The following is an 18,802-nucleotide window of genomic DNA, read 5'->3' as shown; positions in this document are numbered from 1 at the left end:
GCTCATCAACCATAATCGGAATGGAAGCATCCCAATGACTTCGAGTTCGTCGAAAACCTTTCTCGTCTGTCACGGCGCCTGGTCGGCAGGATGGGTCTGGAAGAAGATGCATCCGTTGATGCAGGCTGCCGGGCACCGGCTGATCACGCCGACCTACACCGGGCTCGGCGAGCGCGCGCATCTCGCCCATCGGGGGCTCGATCTGGAAGCGCATATCCGCGACGTGCTCAACGTCATCTCATACGAAGACCTGCGTGACATCGTGCTGGTCGGCCATTCCTATGGCGGCATGGTCGCGACCGGCGTCGCCGACCGGGTGCGCGAGCGCATCGCGCAGCTGATCTATCTCGATGCCTTCGTGCCGCGCGACGGCCAGTCGCTGTTCGACCTCAACGAGCCGGTCATCGAGACCATGCGTGAGCTTGCGCACGATGGCGACGGCTGGCGTATCCCGCCGATGCCGACGCCGCCGGACACATCTCCAGCAGACGTCGAATGGCTGACCGCGCGCCGCGTCGACATGCCAATCAAGTGCTTCGAGCAGAAATTGAAGCTGCAGCACGGCGAGACGAATTTGCCGCGCAGCTTCATCTACGCCACCCGCACCACCCAGGCCGATACGTTCGGCCAGTGTGCCAGGCGCACCAGGAATGAAGCCGGCTGGCGCTATTTCGAGATCGACACCAGCCACTCGCCGAACGTCACCGCCCCGGAGGCGCTGATGGCCCTGCTGCAGAAGATCGTTTCCTGACGAGCCGTCGTTCCGGGACGATGCGAAGCTCCGCCGGTATCAATCAGGTGCGTTTGTTTGCCCAGGGTCATGCACCACGCGCGTCGCGCACGGCCTGAGCGACTTTCGCCGCCTGCGATACTCGTCCGATTTTCGCACCTGCAATGACCTTTCTTCGGCGTTCGCTTGGCTTCGGCACCATGCCGTGGCCCGCGGTAGCGCCGGCCGAGGGACGAGTCATGAAGTTCGCGGCTCGGTGCAGTGCGAGGGCCTTTCGAGCTGCTTCGACATGCGCGGTCCGAGCTGCGAGGTTATGCAGACGCCTGAGCTCCGTGTTCACCCGCTTCACCGCCGCCGCGAAGACTTGCTTCCGTTCTGAAGCATGCTTGGCGGTTCCTGGAAAGCTTGTCCCGCGAGCCTCGGCTTTTCCGCGGCTCTCTCGCTGCTTTTGTCGGCTGACCGTTCGCTCCTTGTCGCGCATCTTGCGCAAGCGGGGTCGCATAGCCTCAAGCTCAGCCACCTCGACGTTGTAGATGGCGGGATGATGCGTCAGGCGGATTGCCTCGTATTCTTCGTGGCTAAGAATGCTGCGCTCGAACTTGCAGGCGACCGACATTACCATTCCTCCGTTTGATTTCTTGAATCCCGGGCAGAAGGAGACGTCCAGCTCCAGCGGATCATAGGTCCAATGCCGCTGGGGACCCAAATTCGGCTAGCACCTCGGTTACGGCGACAGGCCGCCTTGCTGTAGTGTCCGGGCACGGAACACCTACTCTTCTGCTTCGTCGTCCTTGAGGCGGATCCCCTCGGCCCGCAGGGCCGTAAAGAGCGCTGCGATATCTTCGGGCTCCATATTGTTGGGGCACATCCCGTTGAGCTGTTCGGTGGTGATTGTGCCGGTGCTCTTGGCGACATCTCGTGCCTTCGCCATGATCTTCTGAAGGTCCATCTGCGATCCTCCGCGAAGGGCGCACTCTACGCCCGCCACCCCATGTATGTCGCCGTTTAAGAAACGTGGGCCTATGGCGGCTCTGAAGCGGTTGGTTCGCTCCACAGCGGGATGAGACAACTTCGTTCGAAATTTGCCATCGGAACCAGACAGTGACCGCAACTTTGTCTCGCATGTTTGGCTAAACCGCGACATAATGCACGTCTCGCGTGCTGGTGAACATGGACTCATGAACCGCAGCCCCGTGCTCGTAGACTTGGCGCTCCAGGGTGGCGGATCGCATGGCGCGTTCACATGGGGCGTCCTCGATCGGCTGCTCGAAGAGCCGTGGTTTCAGATTGCGGGCATATCCGGGACATCGGCCGGAGCGATGAACGCCGCCGTGCTGGCGGATGGTTGGACCGCGGGCGGCGCTGCCGGCGCACGCGAAGCGCTTGAAAAATACTGGCGAAGCGTCTCGCGCGCCGCCGCGTTCAGTCCGTTGCAACGTTCGCCGCTCGACCGCCTGATGGGACGCTGGTCGCTCGACAGCTCTCCGGCCTATCTCTTCACCGATTTGATGTCGCGGATGCTTTCGCCCTACGACCTCAATCCTCTCGGCTTCAATCCGCTGCGCGACATATTGAACGACAGCATCGATTTCGAGCGTCTTGCACGCGCGCCGATCAAGCTCTTCATAACCGCCACACGCGTGCGTACGGGTCGTGGACGGATTTTTCGCAATGCGGAGATTACCGCGGATGTCCTGCTCGCGTCGGCCTGCCTGCCAACGATGTTTCCTGCGATCGAGATCGATGGCGAGCCCTATTGGGACGGCGGCTATGCGGGTAATCCCACGATTACGCCGCTCGTTCGCGAGACCGACGCGCGCGACACCGTCCTCGTCCAGATCAACCCGACCGAGCGGCTTGAGCAGCCGCGCACGGCCGCCGACATTCTCAACCGACTCAACGAGATCTCATTCAATTCGCCGCTGGCAAAGGAGCTGCGGATGATCGCGTTGCTCCGTCAGGTTGCCGACCCCGGCACCGGAGAAGGCGCCCGGTGGGCGCAGATGAAGACGCACCGGGTCAAGAGCGACATGCTTGCGACGTTCGGCTCGTCATCCAAGCTTAATGCCGAATGGGCGTTTGTGGCCAAGCTGCACGAGGAAGGGCGGCGAGCCGCCGGCGAATTCCTCGACGCGCATGGCGCCGATCTCGGTGAGCGTTCGACCGCCGATCTCGACATTCTGCTGACGGAGTGCTGAGGCGATGGGCCTTCTCGGCATTCTCGTCGGGCTTGGACTATTGGTCTGTCTTGCGTTCCGCGGTTGGAGCGTCCTGCTGCTCGCGCCGCTCTGTGCGCTGGTAGCCGCAGCCTTCGGTGGCGAGCCGTTGCTTGCCAACTGGACGCAGACCTTCATGGGGAGTGCGTCGGAGTTTCTCGCGCAGTTCTTTCCCATATTTCTGCTTGGCGCCGTGTTCGGGAAGCTCATGGATGACAGCGGCGCGGTCGCCGCGGTCGCGGGCTTCATCTCCCGATGTCTCGGCGAACAGCGGGTCATCCTCGCGGTCGTGCTCGCAGGTGCACTGGTCACCTACGGCGGCGTCAGCCTCTTCGTCGCGTTCTTTGTCATCGTTCCGATGGCACAGTCGCTGTTTCGCACGGCGGGGATTCCGCGTCGTCTGGTACCGGCGGCGGTTATTCTCGGGACTTCGACCTTTACCATGTCGGCGCTGCCGGGCACGCCGTCGATACAGAATGCGATACCGATGCCATTCTTCGGCACGACCCCCTTTGCCGCACCGGGCCTCGGCGCTGTCGCATCGATCATCATGCTGGGCGTCGGGCTGTGGTGGCTGCTTCGCGCAGAGAGAGCGGCGCGCCGCGCAAAAGAGGGCTATGGCGACGAGCCGCCGGTTTTGGCGGATGCAGCCAACGATGAGCTGTTGCGCGAGCGGGCCACGACGGCGCGAGAATTCGATCCGGCGGAGATCCGTCACGGACATCACAGCAACGCCGCTGTCCCGATTTTCAACGCCATCCTTCCCCTGATCGTCGTCGTCGCAGTGAATCTGGTGACGTCGCTCGTTGTCCTGCCCCGGCTTGATTTCTCATTCCTGGCCGAACAGCGGTGGGGAAATACATCACTGGCTGCCGTGGCAGGTGTTTGGTCGGTTGTCGTGGCGTTGGCGGGAGCGATCGTGACGGTCATCCTCTGCAACTGGACGCGACTGCCCGCACTGCGACGAACCATGGATGCCGGTGCCAACGCGTCGGTCCTGCCGGCGCTGAGCGTCGCAAGCCTTGTCGGATTTGGCGCCGTTATCGCCTCGCTTCCCGCTTTCGGCGTGGTGCGGGACTGGGTGCTGCGAATTGAGGGCGGTCCATTGGTGTCGCTCGCAGTCGCGACGAACATCCTTGCCGCGCTGACGGGGTCGGCTTCCGGCGGTTTGACGATTGCGCTCGATGCGCTGGGCCGGACCTATATGGATCTTGCCGCGGAGGCGGGTATTGATCCCGGCCTTTTGCATCGCGTCGCGGTGATCGGCTCGGGAACACTGGACATTCTGCCTCACAACGGCGCGGTCGTTAGCTTACTTGCGATCTGTGGGCTGAAGCATCGCGAAAGCTATCTCGACATTGTCATGGTCGGCATTGTGAGTTCCGTTATCGCTCTCGCAGCGGTGATTGCGATCGGCACCGCATTCGGGTCGTTCTGACGCAACGCGATGGGGCGGCACTGCTGGCCGCAAGGCGCGCCCTGGAATGACGGTCATCTGCAAATGGCGATGGGCCCGGCGTGTTGCGCCGAGCCCCTCATAGACCACCTTGGCAAGACGCGTTTTCCTTTGCCGCCACACCGCCAGCAATGGCGCGGTCCGCATCGCGATCGCCGCCCTGGGTTGGCAGCGGCCGCCTACGCGGCCATCGCCGTCCGTCGGCAGAAGCAGGATGCCTTGATCGGGATCTCCGCCCGCGCCTGCGCGAGATCGAGCCGCTGCTTGATCAGCGCGCTCTCCGCCTTCTCGTCGCGGCGAACCAGGCATTCGTGCAGGCCATGGAGCGACCACAGATTGTCGGGATGCTGGCAGGCCCGGCTGAGCTTGCCGTCGAGACCGAGATCGGAACGGTAGACCGCCTCGGCTTCCGCGATATGTCCCTGCTCGAGCAGCAGCGCGCCGAGCGCGTGACGGGGCGGCTGCATCCATCCCCAGGGCTCGTCATAGGGCAGCGCGTCGGAGAGCTCGACCGATTTGCGCAGCTCCCCGAATGCGACGTCATAGTTGCCCTTGCGGTACTCCAGCTCGCCATTCAGCATTGCTTCGGCGACGTTGAGCAGGTTCACCATCTTGTTGTTATGCACGAGGCGGCTCTCCGGCACCCGGGCCTTCGCCGCCATGAACAATGCCTTCTCGGCCTCGGCCTCCGCGACGTTGCCGAGAGCCGAATGCGCGACCGCCTTGGCGTAGTGGATCATCGCCGTTATCGAGCAGTAGAGGTCGCGATCGTCGGGCAATTTCTGCTCGATGATCTCGCGCCACTTTCCGAAGCGCACGAGCACGTGCTGCTTCATCGTCAGATAGCCTTCGAGGAAATCCGCCATCGGAGGCGATGGAATGCGCAGCACCGGCTCCGGCACGGTGGCGATCAACTCCTCGGCAGCAGCGATCGCGGGCGCGTACTGGCCGAGGAACATCGCGCCGTAGATCGCGAAGTGGAAGTTATGGATGACGTAGACGAGGTAGACGCCGGGATCGTCCGAATAGCGAAGGAAACTGCGATCGGTCGCCAGTGCCTTCTGATTGTGGCGCAGCACGTCGTTGTAATGCCCGCACAGCACATCGAGATGCGTCGGCATGTGAATCAGGTGACCGCTGTCGGGCACGATCTCGCGCAGCCGGTCGCCGGCCCGCAGCGCCAGCTGCGGGAACGGCGACATCTCCATCAGGTGGACGTAGAGGTGCAGCAGGCCCGGGTGATCCCACGCCGCCGGAATTTTGTCGAATGCCTGTTCGAGGATCGATCTGCATTCTTCGGTGCCGGCAGCCTCGGCCGGCTTGCCGGAGGGCAGGTCCCACATCTGCCACGGGGTCTCGTTCATGATCGATTCGGCGAGTACCGCGCGGACCTCGAGATCGTCGGGAAAGGCCGCGAACACCTTGCGCATCTCCCCGGTGTAGGCCTTGTCCCATGGCGCCATGTCCTCAATCGCCTCGCGCCGCGGATAGCGTGCGGGCAGCGCCTCGATCATCGCCCGCTCCACCGCGCTTGCCTTTCTTGCGTGGGCGAGCGCGTCCTGCATCGCGTCGTAGGAGGCCTGTAGCGCCATCTGGCGTCCCTGTGCGTCATAGCGAACCCAGGGCAGATTGTAGTTCGGCCCCGCGGCGTAGCTGATGCCCCAATGCGCCATCGCGCATTCGGCGTCGTAATCGAGAGCCTTGCGGAAGCACTTGATCGCTTCGCCGTGGTTGAACCCGAACAGCCAGTTGAGCCCGCGGTCGAACCAGAGCTGGGCGTCCGGCGAGGATGTCGTGACTTTGCGGCTGTACGGCCCGAGATCAAAATAGGTCATGCCTTTTGCCTCCTGCGTGCCCTGCGTTGCGGATTGTCCTGGCGAAATCAGCAGCGTGGTTTGATGCCCTCGAAGGTGCAGTGCCGTGCCCGCAGTTTAGCAAAGAGGCGATCAACATCACAGCGCGCACAGGTGGCACATCGGAAATGGCGAGGGGCCCGGCGTGTTGCGCCGAGCCCCTCATGGACCACCTTAGCAAGACGCGTTTTCTTCACGCGAACCGGAACTCCACTTCGCTCGAAAACGCTTTAGGATATCAGCCGGCCTGTAAGCCGGGTTCTGTAGGGCACCATTCTTGCGAATGGTACGTGACGGCCATTCCTCTGGGACAAGGTTTGCACCTTGCCTCGAGCAACCTACCCGGACGGCGGGCCTGACATCGCCCTGCGGTGTTATCGCGCATGCGCGAACTAACCGCGTTGCCGTCCCTATTCGGTTTTGCTCCCGGTGTGGTTTGCCATGCCGTCTCCGTTGCCGGAAACGCGGTGCGCTCTTACCGCACCTTTTCACCCTTACTTCCTCCGAGGAGGGAGCGGTTCGTTCTCTGTGGCACTTTCCCTGGGGTCGCCCCCGCCGGACGTTATCCGGCACCGCATGTCGATGGAGCCCGGACTTTCCTCCCCCGCGGCCTTTCGGCTCCAGCGGGAGCGGCCGTCCGGCCGACTGACGGGCTAGGCATGAAGTCTTTGCTGCGCGGCGTCAAGCGATAGCGATGGTTAACTCGGGCCGATTTGCCCGGTTTTGACATTCGCGAAGGATAACCCTTTGATATCGAATTCATCGATCCAAGGGTTTTGCGCCAAAGGGTTTCGCGCCATGGACACCGAACTGGCACGAACGTTCCTGACGGTGGTGAGCGCCGGCAACTTCATTACCGCGGCAGAACGTCTTCACGTCAGCCAGTCGACGGTCAGCACCCGCATTCACACGCTGGAGCAGCAGCTCGGCTGCGTGCTGTTCGTGCGTAACAAGGCAGGCACCACGCTGACGCCGGCGGGCCGGCAGTTTCAGCGGCACGCCTCGGTGCTGGTTCGTACCGTCGAGCAGGCGCGCCACGATGTCGGAATTCCCAAGGGGTTTTCCGCGACGCTGGTGGTCGGCGGTCGCATCGGACTTTGGGAAGAGTATTTGCTGCGCTGGCTGCCGCTGATGACGCAGGCACATCCCGACGTCTCGATCCGCGCCGAGAGCGCGCTCGAGCCCGAATTGATGCAGGGGCTGGTCGAGGGCCGCATCGATATCGGCGTGATGTACACGCCGCAGAGCCGCCCCGGCCTCAAGGTCGAACAGCTGTTCGAGGAGCAGCTCATCCTGGTCTCGACCGATCCCAAGAGCGCACCGGAGCCGGGGCAGGGCTATGTCTATGTCGATTGGGGAGCTGAATTCTACGCGCGTCACTCTACGCTGTTTCCGAACTTCGCCGGCCCCGCGCTGACGGTGAACATCGGCTGGCTCGGATTGCAGCACCTTCTGGAGAATGGCGGCTCCGGCTTCTTCGCGCGCCGCATCGTGGAGCCGCTCCTGAAGGCGCGGCGGCTGCACGCCGTCGCCGGCGCGCCGAGCTTTGCGATGCCGGCCTATGTCGCTTATCCGGCTGTTAGCCAGGACGACCATCTGGCGCGCGCGGTCGAGATCATGCACCGCCTCGCGGCATCCCAGGCCCACTCCGGCGCAGACGTCGCACGGGCGAAGTCGGGCGTGCGGAGGCGGCGCGATTGATATCGGTATCGCCGATCGATTGCATCGCGATTCTTCGCTTGTCAGCGCGAACGTCCGAGTCCACAGCAGGATCGGGATCAGCTGGAGGTCAAGCGATGGATATTGCGGCAGCGGTGGGAGACGCGTTGCTCAATGGTGCCTCCGACGCGATCGTTGCGACCGATGCGAGAGGCCGCATCACCTTGTGGAATCCCGGTGCGGTCAGGATGTTCGGCTTCACGGCCGACGAAGCGGTCGGGCAATCGCTCGACCTGATCATTCCGGAAGCCTTGCGTGCGCGTCACTGGGCCGGCTACCGGCACGCGATGGCGTCCGGGGCGAGCCGTTACGGTCAGGGCGATCTGCTGTCGGTGCCTGCGTTGACGAAGCACGGCGCGCGCATCTCCGTCGAATTCACCATCGTGATGCTGCACGACGCGGGACACGTCGCCGGCACCGTGGCCGTGATGCGCGACGTGACCAAGCGTTTCGAGGAGCTCAAGGAATTGCGGCGCCGCGCGGCGCAGCAAGCCGGATCATCATCATGAAACCGGCCGTGCGAACGCCAGCTATCTTCCCGATCGCAGACGAGTTTCGGCCAGCGCCGTGACGACGCCGATGATCAGCATCGAGACCACGACGTCGGCTTCCGCACGGAAGCCAAACGCGATCACCGTGACGGACGCGACCGCCGCCAGGATCGCGATGGTCAGCCCGTCGTCGGCGATCAGCTGACGCAGCGCCTTCAAACGCGCGGTTCCCCGTTGCATGGTCGGCCTCACACGCCCAGGGGATTGCCGCTCGCGGCGATGGCGGAAGCGATCTGGCTGGCGCGGTGGCCCGGTCTTGTCACGATCCAGCTGCGCAGGATTCGGTACAGCGTCCGCAGCAGGAGCCGCGAAAGCTGCGTTGCTGTTTGCGGCAGTGATCTCATGGCGAGTCCTCCGGGCATACGGCCTCAAGCCTACGCGCCGCGATGAATTAGACAAACGAATAATATTGGCTGTTACTATCGAATTATCCAATATAAGCATTGGCCGGGTCCGACCGTCGCCGGGCGGGAGATGCATTCACGCCGGGCGGCCAAATAATTTATCCTGACGATGTCGTCGTTGGTGTCGCCCGTTCGACTGGGTGTCGGCGATCCAGCCGATCAAGAGGAGAGATGAGATGCAGTATCTGTTGCTGATCTACCGGAGCGACGCGCAATACGCGCACATGACCCCTGACGACCGCAAGGCCCTGTCGGCGGAGTACGGAGTCTACACCCAGTCCATCATCCAGAGCGGCCACTTCAAGGCGGGCGACGGGCTGCAGCCGGTGTCGACGGCAACCACGGTGCGGGTCCGTGACGGCAAGACGCTGACGACGGATGGTCCGTTCGCGGAAACCCGCGAACAGCTCGGCGGCTATTATCTGGTCGAGGCCAAGGATCTCGACACTGCGCTCGGCCTTGCGGCGCGGATCCCCGGCGCCAGGGACGGATCGATCGAGGTCAGGCCGGTGATGATCTACGACAACCCGCGATGACGACACCGTCATTCCGGGGCGTCCGAAGGACGAACCCGGAATCTCGAGGTTCCGGGTTCGCTCGCGCAAGGGCGCGTGCGCCCCGGAACGACGGTTCTCCGAGAATGTCGACATGACCCCCAGCCAGATCGAGAAAATCTTCCGCGACGAGGCGGGCCGCGCGCTCGCGACGCTGATCCGTCTCGTCGGCGACTTCGATCTGGCGGAGGATTCCCTGCAGGACGCCTTCGCGGTCGCGCTGCAGCGCTGGCCGATCGACGAATTCCCCGCCAATCCGCGCGCCTGGCTGGTCAATGTCGGGCGCAACAAGGCGATCGACCGCGTCCGCCGCGCCGTCAGCTTTCGCGGCAAGCAGCAGGAGCTGACGCATCAATTGTTGCTGGATGCGGAGGCGCCGCCCGAGCCGGCCGATGCGACGCTCGATGATGACATGCTCAGGCTGATCTTCACCTGCTGCCATCCGTCCTTTGCTGCGGAGGTGCAGGTCGCGCTGACCTTGCGCACGGTGTGCGGGCTGACCACGGCGCAGGTTGCGCGCGCGTTCCTGGTCAGCGAGGACGCGATGGCGCAGCGCCTCGTGCGCGCCAAGCAGAAAATCAAACTCGCCGGCATTCCCTATGAGGTGCCGGAGCGCGAGGCGCTGGAACCGCGCCTGACGGGCGTGCTCGCGGTGATCTACCTCGTGTTCACCGAAGGCTATGCCGCGACCGCCGGCGAAGATCTGATGCGGCCCGATCTTGCGCGCGAGGCGATCCGGTTGGCGCGGCTGCTCGATGCGCTGATTCCGGCGCGCGGCGAGATCAAGGGCCTGCTGGCGCTGATGCTGCTGCACGATGCGCGCCGCGCCGGCCGCCAGACCGCTGATGGCGACATCGTGCTGCTCGAGGAGCAGGACCGGTCGCTGTGGGATTTCCAGCAGATCGCCGAAGGCCTCGAGCTGGTCGAGGCGGCGCTGCGGATGCCGGGCCGGCCGCAATCCTATGCGGTGCAGGCCGCGATCGCCGCGCTGCATGCGCGTGCGCCGAGCTATGAGGATACCGACTGGCCGCAGATCGCCGGTCTCTACGAGGTGCTGCTCCGCATCAGCCCGTCGCCGGTGATCGAGCTCAACCACGCCGCCGCGGTGTCGATGGTCGACGGCCCGGCGCGGGCGCTCGACCTGATCGATGCGCTGGACGCGCGCGGCAGCCTGAAGGGATACGACCAGCTGCCCGCGGTGCGCGCCGATCTGCTGCGCCGCCTCGGCCGCAAGGACGAAGCGCGCGCGGCGTATCTCACAGCCACCGCCGCAACCCAACTCGAGCCGCTGCGGCGGCTCTATGCGCGGCGCATCGCGGAGCTGGGGTGACACCTCATCTCGTGCGTGGCTTGTGAAGGCATGCCTTTGACATCAACGATCATCAGCGTGCCGCGGCACAGTGGATGTGCTCAATACCCTGTCTTTGCCTTGGCGCCGCCGGTCGATTGCCCGGTCGTCGTTCCACTCGACATGCCGGTCGTGGTGCCGGGTGCCATCTTTTTCTGGGTTTGATGCATTTTTTGGGTCTTGTGGTGGGTCGACGTGGACTTGCTCTGGGTCGACATAGCGCCTGCGGCTGCCGGAGCGACGATGAGGCCGATGGCGGCAGCTCCCGCGATGAGTGTTTTGAACATGGACGAATCTCCACTCGGACCGCCCCAATAACAAAGCCGGCACATGCCAGGAAGTTCCTATTCGCGCATGTGCATTTGGCGTCATTGCGAGGAGCAGAGCGACGAAGCAATCCATTCCTCCCGAGGGGAAGTATGGATTGCTTCGCTTCGCTCGCAATGACGGTGGAGAGACCGAGCCTACTTCGCCTTCGCCACCGCCACTGGCGCCGCCGCATCCGGCGGCAGGCTCTCGAGCAGCGCGTGCAGCGTCGCCATGGTGGATCGGTCGGCGATGCCGTCGATCCGCTCGGGGCGGAAGTGACGCTGGAACGCGGTGACGACCTCCATGGTCGCGCCGTCGAACTTGCCGTTGGTCGGGATGTTGTAGCCGTAACGGCGGAACGCGGCCTGCATGTTGGAGACGTTGTCGCTGATCGCGCCGAGTTGTAGCGCGTCGCCGCGCACGATCGGCGCCGGCTGCACCCAGTGCCCGACGCCGGAATTGGCCAGCGAGTGCCACGGGAATTTCTCGCCGGGATCCTTCTTGCGCGCCGGCGCCACGTCGGAATGGCCGAGCACGCGATGCGAGGGCACTCTGCGGCGAAGCATGATGCCGCGGCACAGCGCGATGACGGCTGCGATCTGGCGCAGCGGAAAATCCGGATAGCCCCAATCGTGACCGCGATTGACGATCTCGACGCCGATCGAGCAGGAATTGATGTCGTCTTCGCCGGCCCAGGCCGCCACGCCGGCGTGCCAGGCGCGCTTGCTCTCCGGCACGCACTGCACGATGCGTCCATCCTCGAGCACGATGTAATGCGCCGAGACCTCGGTGCCGGCGGTGCAGAGCTGGGTGATCGCGCCTTCGACATCGGGCATGCCGGTGTAGTGCAGCACGATCATGTCGGGCTGCCGGTCATTGGCGCGATCGCCGAAATTGACCGACGGGATCACGTCGGAGGCGATCGAGGAATCCGGCGTGAACGTCTTCGCGTCGGCCACTCCCTTCGGAACAGGGAGGGCGCGCTGACGCTTCTGATCAGCGTTGCCGGACGAAGACGAACCTGAAGCCATACGAATCACTCAAACCCGAACCAGGAGAAAGCATTTTGACATATGGATAAACAAATAGGCGTTTACTATTCCTTTACCCTGCAAGGCCGCGCAATCGGCCTGCCGGTTCCAGAGCGCACAATTATGCCCGGAGTGAGGGCCAAGGGTATCACTCGAAAGTGGATCAAAGGCGCGCGATTCCGCTAACCGATCATCAACGTTTTCTTAACGTTAAGTGCCGTTACTGAGAGCTGAAGTGCCGAACCGTTTTTGGGGGACGGCCAAGGTCCGCTTTTGCGCGAAATCCCATGGAAACCCTCCCAATTCCGGTCGGATATCAGGATTTGCGGCCGAGGACGGGAGTTGACGCTAGTATCACACAGCGGCTCTTTCACCGGAATGGCCGGGCAAAGCGCGAGGATTCGAGGCGCAATGAGTCGGCGCGCAGCCATCTTGCATGCCAGTTACGCGGCCCCGCCCTGGGGCGGCGCATGAGCGAGCGTGCGCCCCGTCACATTTCGGTGCTGGGCCGCGAGGCGGTCGCGTATCTCGATCCGCGCGCCGGCGGCATCTATATCGACGCGACCTTCGGCGCCGGCGGCTACAGCCGTGCGATCCTCAATGTCGCCGACACGCGCGTGATCGGCATCGACCGCGACCGCACCGCGATAACGGGCGGCTTCGATCTGGTCGACGGCGCCGGCGGCCGCCTGACGCTGGTCGAGGACCGCTTCTCGGATCTTGCCGAGGTCTGCGCCGCGCAGGGGTGTGATGCGGTCGACGGCGTCGTGATGGACGTCGGGGTGTCCTCGATGCAGCTCGACCAGGCCGAGCGCGGCTTCTCGTTCCGCCTCGGCGGTCCGCTCGACATGCGGATGGGACAGAGCGGCCCGACCGCAGCCGATGTGGTGGCGACCGCTTCCGAGAAGGAGCTCGCCGACATCATCTATATCTTCGGCGAGGAGCGCCATTCGCGCGGCGTGGCCCGCGCCATCGTCGCCGCGCGCAAGGACGCGCCGATCACGACGACGCAGGCGCTGGCCGACATCGTCGCCAAAGTCGTGCGCGCCAAGCCGAACGAGATCCATCCGGCGACACGCACCTTCCAGGCGCTGCGCATCTTCGTCAATGAAGAGCTCGACGAGCTGCATCGCGCGCTCGCCGCGGCCGAACGCGTGCTGAAGCCCGGCGGACGGCTCGTCGTGGTCTCGTTCCACTCGCTGGAAGACCGTATCGTCAAGAATTTCCTTAGCGAACGCGGCAAGGTCTCGGCCGGCTCGCGGCATCTGCCGGAGGTCGCGCAGGCAGCGCCAAGCTTTCAGATCCTGACCAAGCGTCCGGTCACGCCAGGTGACGCCGAGATTGCCACCAATCCGCGCGCGCGTTCCGCAAAACTGCGTGCGGCCGAACGCACCACAGCGCCGGTGCATGCCGACGACGACCTGCCGTCATGGCCGCGTCTGTCCGACCTGAAGCGGGGAGGGTGACGATGCGCCTCCTCCATCTCCTCGTCATCGGCATGTTGATCTTCGCGGCGTCCTACGTCTACCGCATCAAGATGGAATCGACTGCGCGCGTCGAACGCGTGCTGCAGCTCAATGCCGACATCCGCGAGCAGCGCAACGCGATCGCCGCGTTGCGCGCCCAATGGGCCAAGCTCGACGCACCGCTTAGGTTGCAGGGGCTTGCCGAGCGGCATCTGCCGCTGAAGCCGGTCAACGCCAACCAGTACGATTCCCTGAAGAACCTGCCGGAGCGGCCGCCGAACTTCACGCGGCCCGGCTCGCGCGATCCGATCGGCGCGATGATCGACACCATCGAGGCCGCCGCTGTGCCCGACAGCACCACCGGGTCGATCGCGAAGCCGGCGTCAGACCAGCCGGCCGCCGACCAGCCTGCGTCCCTCGGGGACACCGATCAGGGCGGGGAAGACCAGCAATGACGGGACCAGCCATGACCGATCCGGCACCGGCCGGGAAGCCCGAGCCCAAGCCCGAACCGTGGAGCCAGCGGCTGATCCGCACGCTGCTGTACGGCAGCAATGTCGATCGTGCCGCGAAGGCGCGCGCGCGCGTCGGTTTGGCCATTGTCGCCTTTGCCGCGGTCTATTGCGTGCTGGCCGGACGGCTGGTGCTGTTCGCGGTCGGCGCCGACAGCCATGGCGCGCGGCGCGCCGCCTCGCAGGATGCGATCGCAACCGCCAGGCCCGACATCACCGACCGCAATGGCGAAATCCTCGCCACCGACGTCAAGGCGCCGAGCCTGTTCGCCGAGCCGCGCCGCCTCATCGACAAGGACGAGGCGATCGAGCTTCTGACCGCGACCTTGCCCGATCTCGACACCGGCGAGGTGCGCGACCGCCTGTCGTCTCGCAAGGGTTTTGTCTGGCTGAAGCGCGAGATCACGCCGAAGCAGCAGTCCGACATCCACCGCCTCGGCCTTCCCGGCGTCGGCTTCCTGCGCGAGAACAAGCGCGTCTATCCGACCGGCAACGAGGTCGCCCATCTGATCGGCCTCGTCAACATCGACAACCAGGGCATCGCCGGCATGGAGAAGTGGCTGGACAGCAACGGTCTGGCCGATCTGCATCGCGCGGGTTTCGCCACCGACCGGCTGCAGAAGCCGGTTGAATTGTCGGTCGACCTGCGCGTCGAGCACGCGCTGCGCGACGAATTGATCAAGGCCAAGGAGAAGTTCAAGGCCAAGGCCGCCTCGGGCCTCGTCTCCAACGTGCGCACCGGCGAGATCGTGGCGATGGTGTCGCTGCCCGATTTCGATCCGAACAATCCGAAGGAGGCGCACGATCCCGATCGCATCAACCGCCTGACCACAGGCGTCTACGAGATGGGCTCGACCTTCAAGGCGTTCACGCTGGCGATGGCGCTGGATTCCGGCCGGTTCGACCTCAACTCAATGTGGGATGCGCGCGGCCCGCTGCATTACGGCAAGTTCGCGATTCATGACGATCACAACATGGGCCGCATGATCAACATGAAGGAGGTGTTCTACTATTCCTCCAACATCGGCGCCGGGCGCATTGCGCTGGCGATGGGCGTCGACGCGCACAAGGCCTTCCTGCGCAAGATGGGACAGCTCGAGCGGCTGCGCACCGAACTGCCGGAGAGCGCCTCGCCGATCGTGCCGAAGAAGTGGGGCGAACTAAACACCGTCACCATCTCGTTCGGTCACGGCGTCGCGGTGGCGCCGCTGCAGGCGGTGATGGGCATCGACGCGCTGGTCAATGGCGGCTACCTGATCCCGCCGACCTTCCTCAAGCGCACCGAGCAGGAAGCGATGGCTCTCGCCAAGCGCGTCATCAAGCCCGAGACATCGGACAAGATGCGCTATCTGATGCGGCTCAATGCCGAGATCGGCACCGCCAAGAAGGCCGACGTCAAGGGCTACTATATCGGCGGCAAGACCGGCACCGCGGAGAAGGTAATCAACGGCCGCTACGCCAAGAAGAAGGTGCTGAACGCGTTCACCGCGATCCTGCCCGCCGACAATCCGAAATACCAGCTGCTGATTATGCTCGACGAGCCGCAGCCCCTGAAGGAGACCTATGGTTTCATCACTTCGGGCTGGAATGCGGTGCCGACCGGCGGCAATGTGATCGCCCGAATTGCGCCGCTTTTGGGCGTCGAACCGAGGTTCGACCTGCCGCCGTCCGACCGCCTTATTCTTGCGGCATCCAGAACAACCCAGTAAGGCGTACATGAACGCGGCGCCAGAACAGCGCCGGCCAGACTGGAAGATCATGAGACTTCGCGACCTCTTCAGCGATGACGCCACGATCGATCCGAGTGCCTCCTCTGTCACGGTCGGAGGGCTTGCGGTCGACAGCCGTGCGGTGAAGCCGGGCGACCTGTTCTTCGCGCTATCAGGCAGCCGGACCGACGGCGCGCGCTTCGTCGATGCGGCGATTGCCGCAGGCGCGGTCGCAGTCGCCAGCGACCATCTGCCGCAAGGTCACGCCCGCGCTCCGTTCGTGATCACGCCCAATCCGCGCCGCGCGCTGGCGCTCGCCGCGGCGAAATTCTATCCGCGCCAGCCGGCGACGATCGCGGCGGTGACCGGCACCAGCGGCAAGACCTCGGTCGCGGCGTTCACGCGCCAGATCTGGCAGCGGCTCGGCCACTCCTCTGCGAGCATCGGCACGATTGGACTCGTGTCGGACAAGCGCACCGTCTACGGCTCGCTGACCACGCCGGATCCGATCGCGCTGCATCGCCAGCTCGACGAGATCACGGGCGACGGCGTCACCCATCTGGCATTCGAGGCCTCATCGCACGGCCTCGACCAGTATCGCCTCGACGGCGTGCGCATCGAGGCATGCGGCTTCACCAATCTGTCGCGCGACCACATGGATTATCATCCCGACGTCGCGCATTACCTCAATGCAAAGCTCCGGCTGTTCCGCGATCTCGTCGGCGCCGGCGGCGCTGCGGTGATCTCGGCCGATCACGATTGCTCGCCCGAAGTGATCGATGCGGCGCGGGCGCGCGGCTTGCGCGTCATCACGGTCGGCCGCAACGCCGATGCGGGTGAAGGTATTCGTCTCGCCGACGCCGCCATCGAGGGCTTTGCCCAGAATCTCGCGATCGAACACCGCGGACGCAAATACGCCATCCGGCTGCCGCTGGTCGGGGAATTCCAGATCGAGAATGCGCTGGTCGCGGCGGGCCTTGCGATCGGCACCGGCAGCACCGCAGGTGACGTGTTCGGCACGCTCGAACATCTCGAAGGCGCAAAAGGCCGGCTGGAATTCGTCGGCGAGCACAATGGCGCGCCGATCTTCGTCGACTACGCGCACAAGCCCGATGCGCTCGCCAAGGCGCTGCAGGCGCTGCGGCCCTATGCGAAGCGCAAGCTCGTCGTGATCTTTGGCGCCGGCGGCGATCGCGACGCCGGCAAGCGTCCGATCATGGGCGCGATCGCGGCCGAGAATGCCGATCACATCATCGTCACCGACGACAATCCGCGCAGCGAGAAGCCGGAGGCGATCCGCGCCGCGATCATGGCGACGGCGAAGGGCGCGCGCGAGATCGGCGACCGCGCCGCCGCGATCCGCGCCGGCATTGCCGGTCTCGAACCGGGCGATGCGCTGGTCGTGGCCGGCAAGGGCCATGAGGTCGGGCAGATCGTCGGCAACACGACGCTGCCGTTCAGCGATCATGAAGCGGTTGCCAATGCATTGGCTGCGGAGGGCGGCGCATGAGCACGATGTTGTGGACCTCGGATGCGATGGCGAAGGCGATGCGCGCCGCGACCCAAGGCGTGCTGCCGGAGGGCGTCACCGGGCTCTCGATCGACAGCCGCACCATCGCCAAGGGCGAGGCTTATTTCGCCATCAAGGGCGACGTCCATGACGGCCACGCCTTCGTCGAGGCGGCACTGAAGGCCGGCGCGGCACTCGCCGTGGTCGAGACCGCGCAACGGGCAAAGTTTCCCGCCGACGCGCCGCTGCTGGTGGTCGATGACGTGCTCGCCGGTCTCGTCGAGCTCGCTTACGCCTCGCGCGCGCGGCTCAACGCAAAGATCATCGCGGTCACCGGCTCGGTCGGCAAGACCTCGACCAAGGAGGCGCTGCGCCGCGTGCTGTCGGCGCAGGGCGAAACCCATGCCTCGGTGGCGTCGTTCAACAACCACTGGGGCGTGCCGCTGTCGCTCGCGCGCTGCCCGGCGAGCACGCGCTTTGCGGTGTTCGAGATCGGCATGAACCATGCCGGCGAGATCACGCCGCTGGTGAAGCTGGTGCGGCCGCATGTCGCCATCATCACCACGATCGAGCCGGTGCACCTGGAATTCTTCTCCGGCATCGAGGCGATCGCCGACGCCAAGGCGGAGATCTTCTCCGGCGTCGAGCCTGGCGGCGCCGTGGTGCTCAACCGCGACAATGGACAATTCGCGCGGCTGCAAAAACAGGCCAAGCAGGCCGGCATCTCGCGCATCGTCTCGTTCGGCGCCGACAAGCGCGCCGAGGCGCGGCTGATCGACCTCTCGCTGCACGCGACCTGCTCGGCGGTGCATGCCGATATCCTGGACCATGACATCACCTACAAGATCGGCATGCCCGGCCGCCACATGGCGATGAACTCGCTCGCGGTGCTCGCGGGCGCCGCGCTGCTCGGCGCCGATATCGCGCGCGCGGCGTTGTCGCTGTCGCAGCTCGAGGCGCCGACCGGCCGCGGCCTCCGCCGCGCCCTCGAGGTCGGCCATGGCGAGGCGACGCTGATCGACGAGAGCTACAACGCCAATCCGGCCTCGATGGGCGCAGCCCTCAACGTGCTCGGCCAGGCCAGGACCGGGCCGCATGGCCGCCGCATCGCGGTGCTCGGCGACATGCTCGAGCTCGGGCCGACCGGGCCCGATTTGCACCGCGGCCTCAACGAAGCCGTGACCGCCAACCGCATCGACCTCGTATATTGTTGTGGTCCGCTGATGCGGAATTTGTGGGATGCCCTTTCCACCGGCAAGCGGGGAGGCTATGCCGAGAGTTCGGCGGCGCTCGAAGCGCAGGCGGTCGCCGCGGTCCGTGCCGGTGACGTGATCATGGTGAAGGGCTCGCTGGGATCGAAGATGAAGCTCATTGTCAGCGCGTTGGAAAAACGCTTCCCCGGCAAGGCCGCGCACGAAGAAGCGGTATAGGACC

At 64.7% G+C, this 18,802-nt stretch carries 19 protein-coding genes and 1 other RNA gene; 12 read left to right on the top strand and 8 right to left on the bottom strand.

Features of this window, described 5'->3' with window-relative positions:
- The first annotated feature begins 34 nt into the window (after positions 1 to 34).
- Positions 35 to 751, top strand: a complete 717-nt coding sequence (locus HAP48_RS02905; RefSeq protein ID WP_166214899.1) for an alpha/beta hydrolase — start codon at positions 35 to 37, stop codon at positions 749 to 751.
- Positions 752 to 818: 67 nt separating this feature from the next.
- Here HAP48_RS02905 and HAP48_RS02900 read toward each other — a convergent pair whose 3' ends face one another.
- Both HAP48_RS02900 and HAP48_RS02895 read right to left on the bottom strand, forming a co-directional pair.
- Positions 819 to 1,346 (bottom strand): hypothetical protein, encoded by a 528-nt coding sequence (locus HAP48_RS02900; protein ID WP_166214901.1) that lies wholly within the window; start codon positions 1,344 to 1,346, stop codon positions 819 to 821.
- A 153-nt stretch (positions 1,347 to 1,499) separates the two neighbouring features.
- Positions 1,500 to 1,679 (bottom strand): hypothetical protein, encoded by a 180-nt coding sequence (locus HAP48_RS02895; RefSeq protein ID WP_166214903.1) that lies wholly within the window; start codon positions 1,677 to 1,679, stop codon positions 1,500 to 1,502.
- 229 nt (positions 1,680 to 1,908) lie between these two features.
- Here HAP48_RS02895 and HAP48_RS02890 point away from each other — a divergent pair, with 229 nt between their 5' ends.
- Both HAP48_RS02890 and HAP48_RS02885 read left to right on the top strand, forming a co-directional pair.
- Positions 1,909 to 2,928: a patatin-like phospholipase family protein gene (locus tag HAP48_RS02890; RefSeq protein WP_166214905.1), complete on the top strand. Its 1,020-nt coding sequence runs from the start codon at positions 1,909 to 1,911 to the stop codon at positions 2,926 to 2,928.
- A 4-nt stretch (positions 2,929 to 2,932) separates the two neighbouring features.
- Entirely contained in the window at positions 2,933 to 4,384 is a 1,452-nt protein-coding gene (locus tag HAP48_RS02885) for a GntP family permease (RefSeq protein ID WP_166214907.1), read from the top strand.
- Between the two features lie 197 nt (positions 4,385 to 4,581).
- On the opposite strand, the gene HAP48_RS02880 is transcribed toward HAP48_RS02885, so the two are convergent.
- Positions 4,582 to 6,237, bottom strand: coding sequence for a tetratricopeptide repeat protein (locus tag HAP48_RS02880; RefSeq protein ID WP_166214909.1), 1,656 nt, complete (start codon positions 6,235 to 6,237; stop codon positions 4,582 to 4,584).
- Positions 6,238 to 6,489: 252 nt separating this feature from the next.
- Positions 6,490 to 6,904, bottom strand: an RNA gene (rnpB, locus tag HAP48_RS02875) — RNase P RNA component class A.
- Positions 6,905 to 7,053: 149 nt separating this feature from the next.
- Between rnpB and HAP48_RS02870 the strand changes: the two genes are divergently transcribed.
- A complete protein-coding gene (locus HAP48_RS02870; RefSeq protein ID WP_166214911.1) occupies positions 7,054 to 7,956 on the top strand; it encodes a LysR family transcriptional regulator in 903 nt (300 codons plus the stop codon).
- Positions 7,957 to 8,051: 95 nt separating this feature from the next.
- Positions 8,052 to 8,483, top strand: coding sequence for a PAS domain S-box protein (locus HAP48_RS02865; RefSeq protein ID WP_166214913.1), 432 nt, complete (start codon positions 8,052 to 8,054; stop codon positions 8,481 to 8,483).
- A gap of 21 nt (positions 8,484 to 8,504) precedes the next feature.
- On the opposite strand, the gene HAP48_RS02860 is transcribed toward HAP48_RS02865, so the two are convergent.
- Both HAP48_RS02860 and HAP48_RS02855 read right to left on the bottom strand, forming a co-directional pair.
- Positions 8,505 to 8,705, bottom strand: a complete 201-nt coding sequence (locus HAP48_RS02860) for a hypothetical protein (RefSeq protein WP_166214915.1) — start codon at positions 8,703 to 8,705, stop codon at positions 8,505 to 8,507.
- 8 nt (positions 8,706 to 8,713) lie between these two features.
- A complete protein-coding gene (locus tag HAP48_RS02855) occupies positions 8,714 to 8,869 on the bottom strand; it encodes a hypothetical protein (RefSeq protein WP_166214917.1) in 156 nt (51 codons plus the stop codon).
- A gap of 236 nt (positions 8,870 to 9,105) precedes the next feature.
- On the opposite strand from HAP48_RS02855, the gene HAP48_RS02850 reads away from it, so the two are divergent.
- A complete protein-coding gene (locus HAP48_RS02850; protein WP_029078916.1) occupies positions 9,106 to 9,465 on the top strand; it encodes a YciI family protein in 360 nt (119 codons plus the stop codon).
- A 112-nt stretch (positions 9,466 to 9,577) separates the two neighbouring features.
- A complete protein-coding gene (locus HAP48_RS02845) occupies positions 9,578 to 10,813 on the top strand; it encodes an RNA polymerase sigma factor (RefSeq protein ID WP_166214919.1) in 1,236 nt (411 codons plus the stop codon).
- An 80-nt stretch (positions 10,814 to 10,893) separates the two neighbouring features.
- On the opposite strand, the gene HAP48_RS02840 is transcribed toward HAP48_RS02845, so the two are convergent.
- Positions 10,894 to 11,118: a hypothetical protein gene (locus tag HAP48_RS02840; protein ID WP_166214921.1), complete on the bottom strand. Its 225-nt coding sequence runs from the start codon at positions 11,116 to 11,118 to the stop codon at positions 10,894 to 10,896.
- Positions 11,119 to 11,295: 177 nt separating this feature from the next.
- Positions 11,296 to 12,171 carry an N-acetylmuramoyl-L-alanine amidase gene (locus HAP48_RS02835; protein ID WP_166214923.1) on the bottom strand — a complete coding sequence of 292 codons (876 nt, stop codon included), beginning with the start codon at positions 12,169 to 12,171 and terminating at the stop codon, positions 11,296 to 11,298.
- 470 nt (positions 12,172 to 12,641) lie between these two features.
- Here HAP48_RS02835 and rsmH point away from each other — a divergent pair, with 470 nt between their 5' ends.
- Genes rsmH through HAP48_RS02810 form a run of 5 tightly spaced genes read left to right on the top strand, consistent with a single transcriptional unit; the run spans position 12,642 to position 18,798 of the window.
- Entirely contained in the window at positions 12,642 to 13,637 is a 996-nt protein-coding gene (rsmH, locus tag HAP48_RS02830; protein ID WP_166214925.1) for a 16S rRNA (cytosine(1402)-N(4))-methyltransferase RsmH, read from the top strand.
- A 2-nt stretch (positions 13,638 to 13,639) separates the two neighbouring features.
- Positions 13,640 to 14,092: a cell division protein FtsL gene (gene ftsL, locus HAP48_RS02825; protein WP_166214927.1), complete on the top strand. Its 453-nt coding sequence runs from the start codon at positions 13,640 to 13,642 to the stop codon at positions 14,090 to 14,092.
- Between the two features lie 11 nt (positions 14,093 to 14,103).
- Positions 14,104 to 15,858, top strand: coding sequence for a peptidoglycan D,D-transpeptidase FtsI family protein (locus HAP48_RS02820; RefSeq protein ID WP_166216968.1), 1,755 nt, complete (start codon positions 14,104 to 14,106; stop codon positions 15,856 to 15,858).
- Between the two features lie 49 nt (positions 15,859 to 15,907).
- Positions 15,908 to 17,368 (top strand): UDP-N-acetylmuramoyl-L-alanyl-D-glutamate--2,6-diaminopimelate ligase, encoded by a 1,461-nt coding sequence (locus HAP48_RS02815; RefSeq protein ID WP_166214929.1) that lies wholly within the window; start codon positions 15,908 to 15,910, stop codon positions 17,366 to 17,368.
- Complete coding sequence (locus tag HAP48_RS02810; RefSeq protein WP_166214931.1) at positions 17,365 to 18,798, top strand: UDP-N-acetylmuramoylalanyl-D-glutamyl-2,6-diaminopimelate--D-alanyl-D-alanine ligase; 1,434 nt, start codon at positions 17,365 to 17,367, stop codon at positions 18,796 to 18,798. The genes HAP48_RS02815 and HAP48_RS02810 overlap by 4 nt, the downstream gene beginning before the upstream one ends.
- The last annotated feature ends 4 nt before the right edge of the window (positions 18,799 to 18,802 follow it).

It is taken from the genome of Bradyrhizobium septentrionale (assembly GCF_011516645.4).
Lineage (GTDB): Bacteria > Pseudomonadota > Alphaproteobacteria > Rhizobiales > Xanthobacteraceae > Bradyrhizobium > Bradyrhizobium septentrionale.
This window is presented reverse-complemented; position numbering and strand designations above follow the sequence as displayed.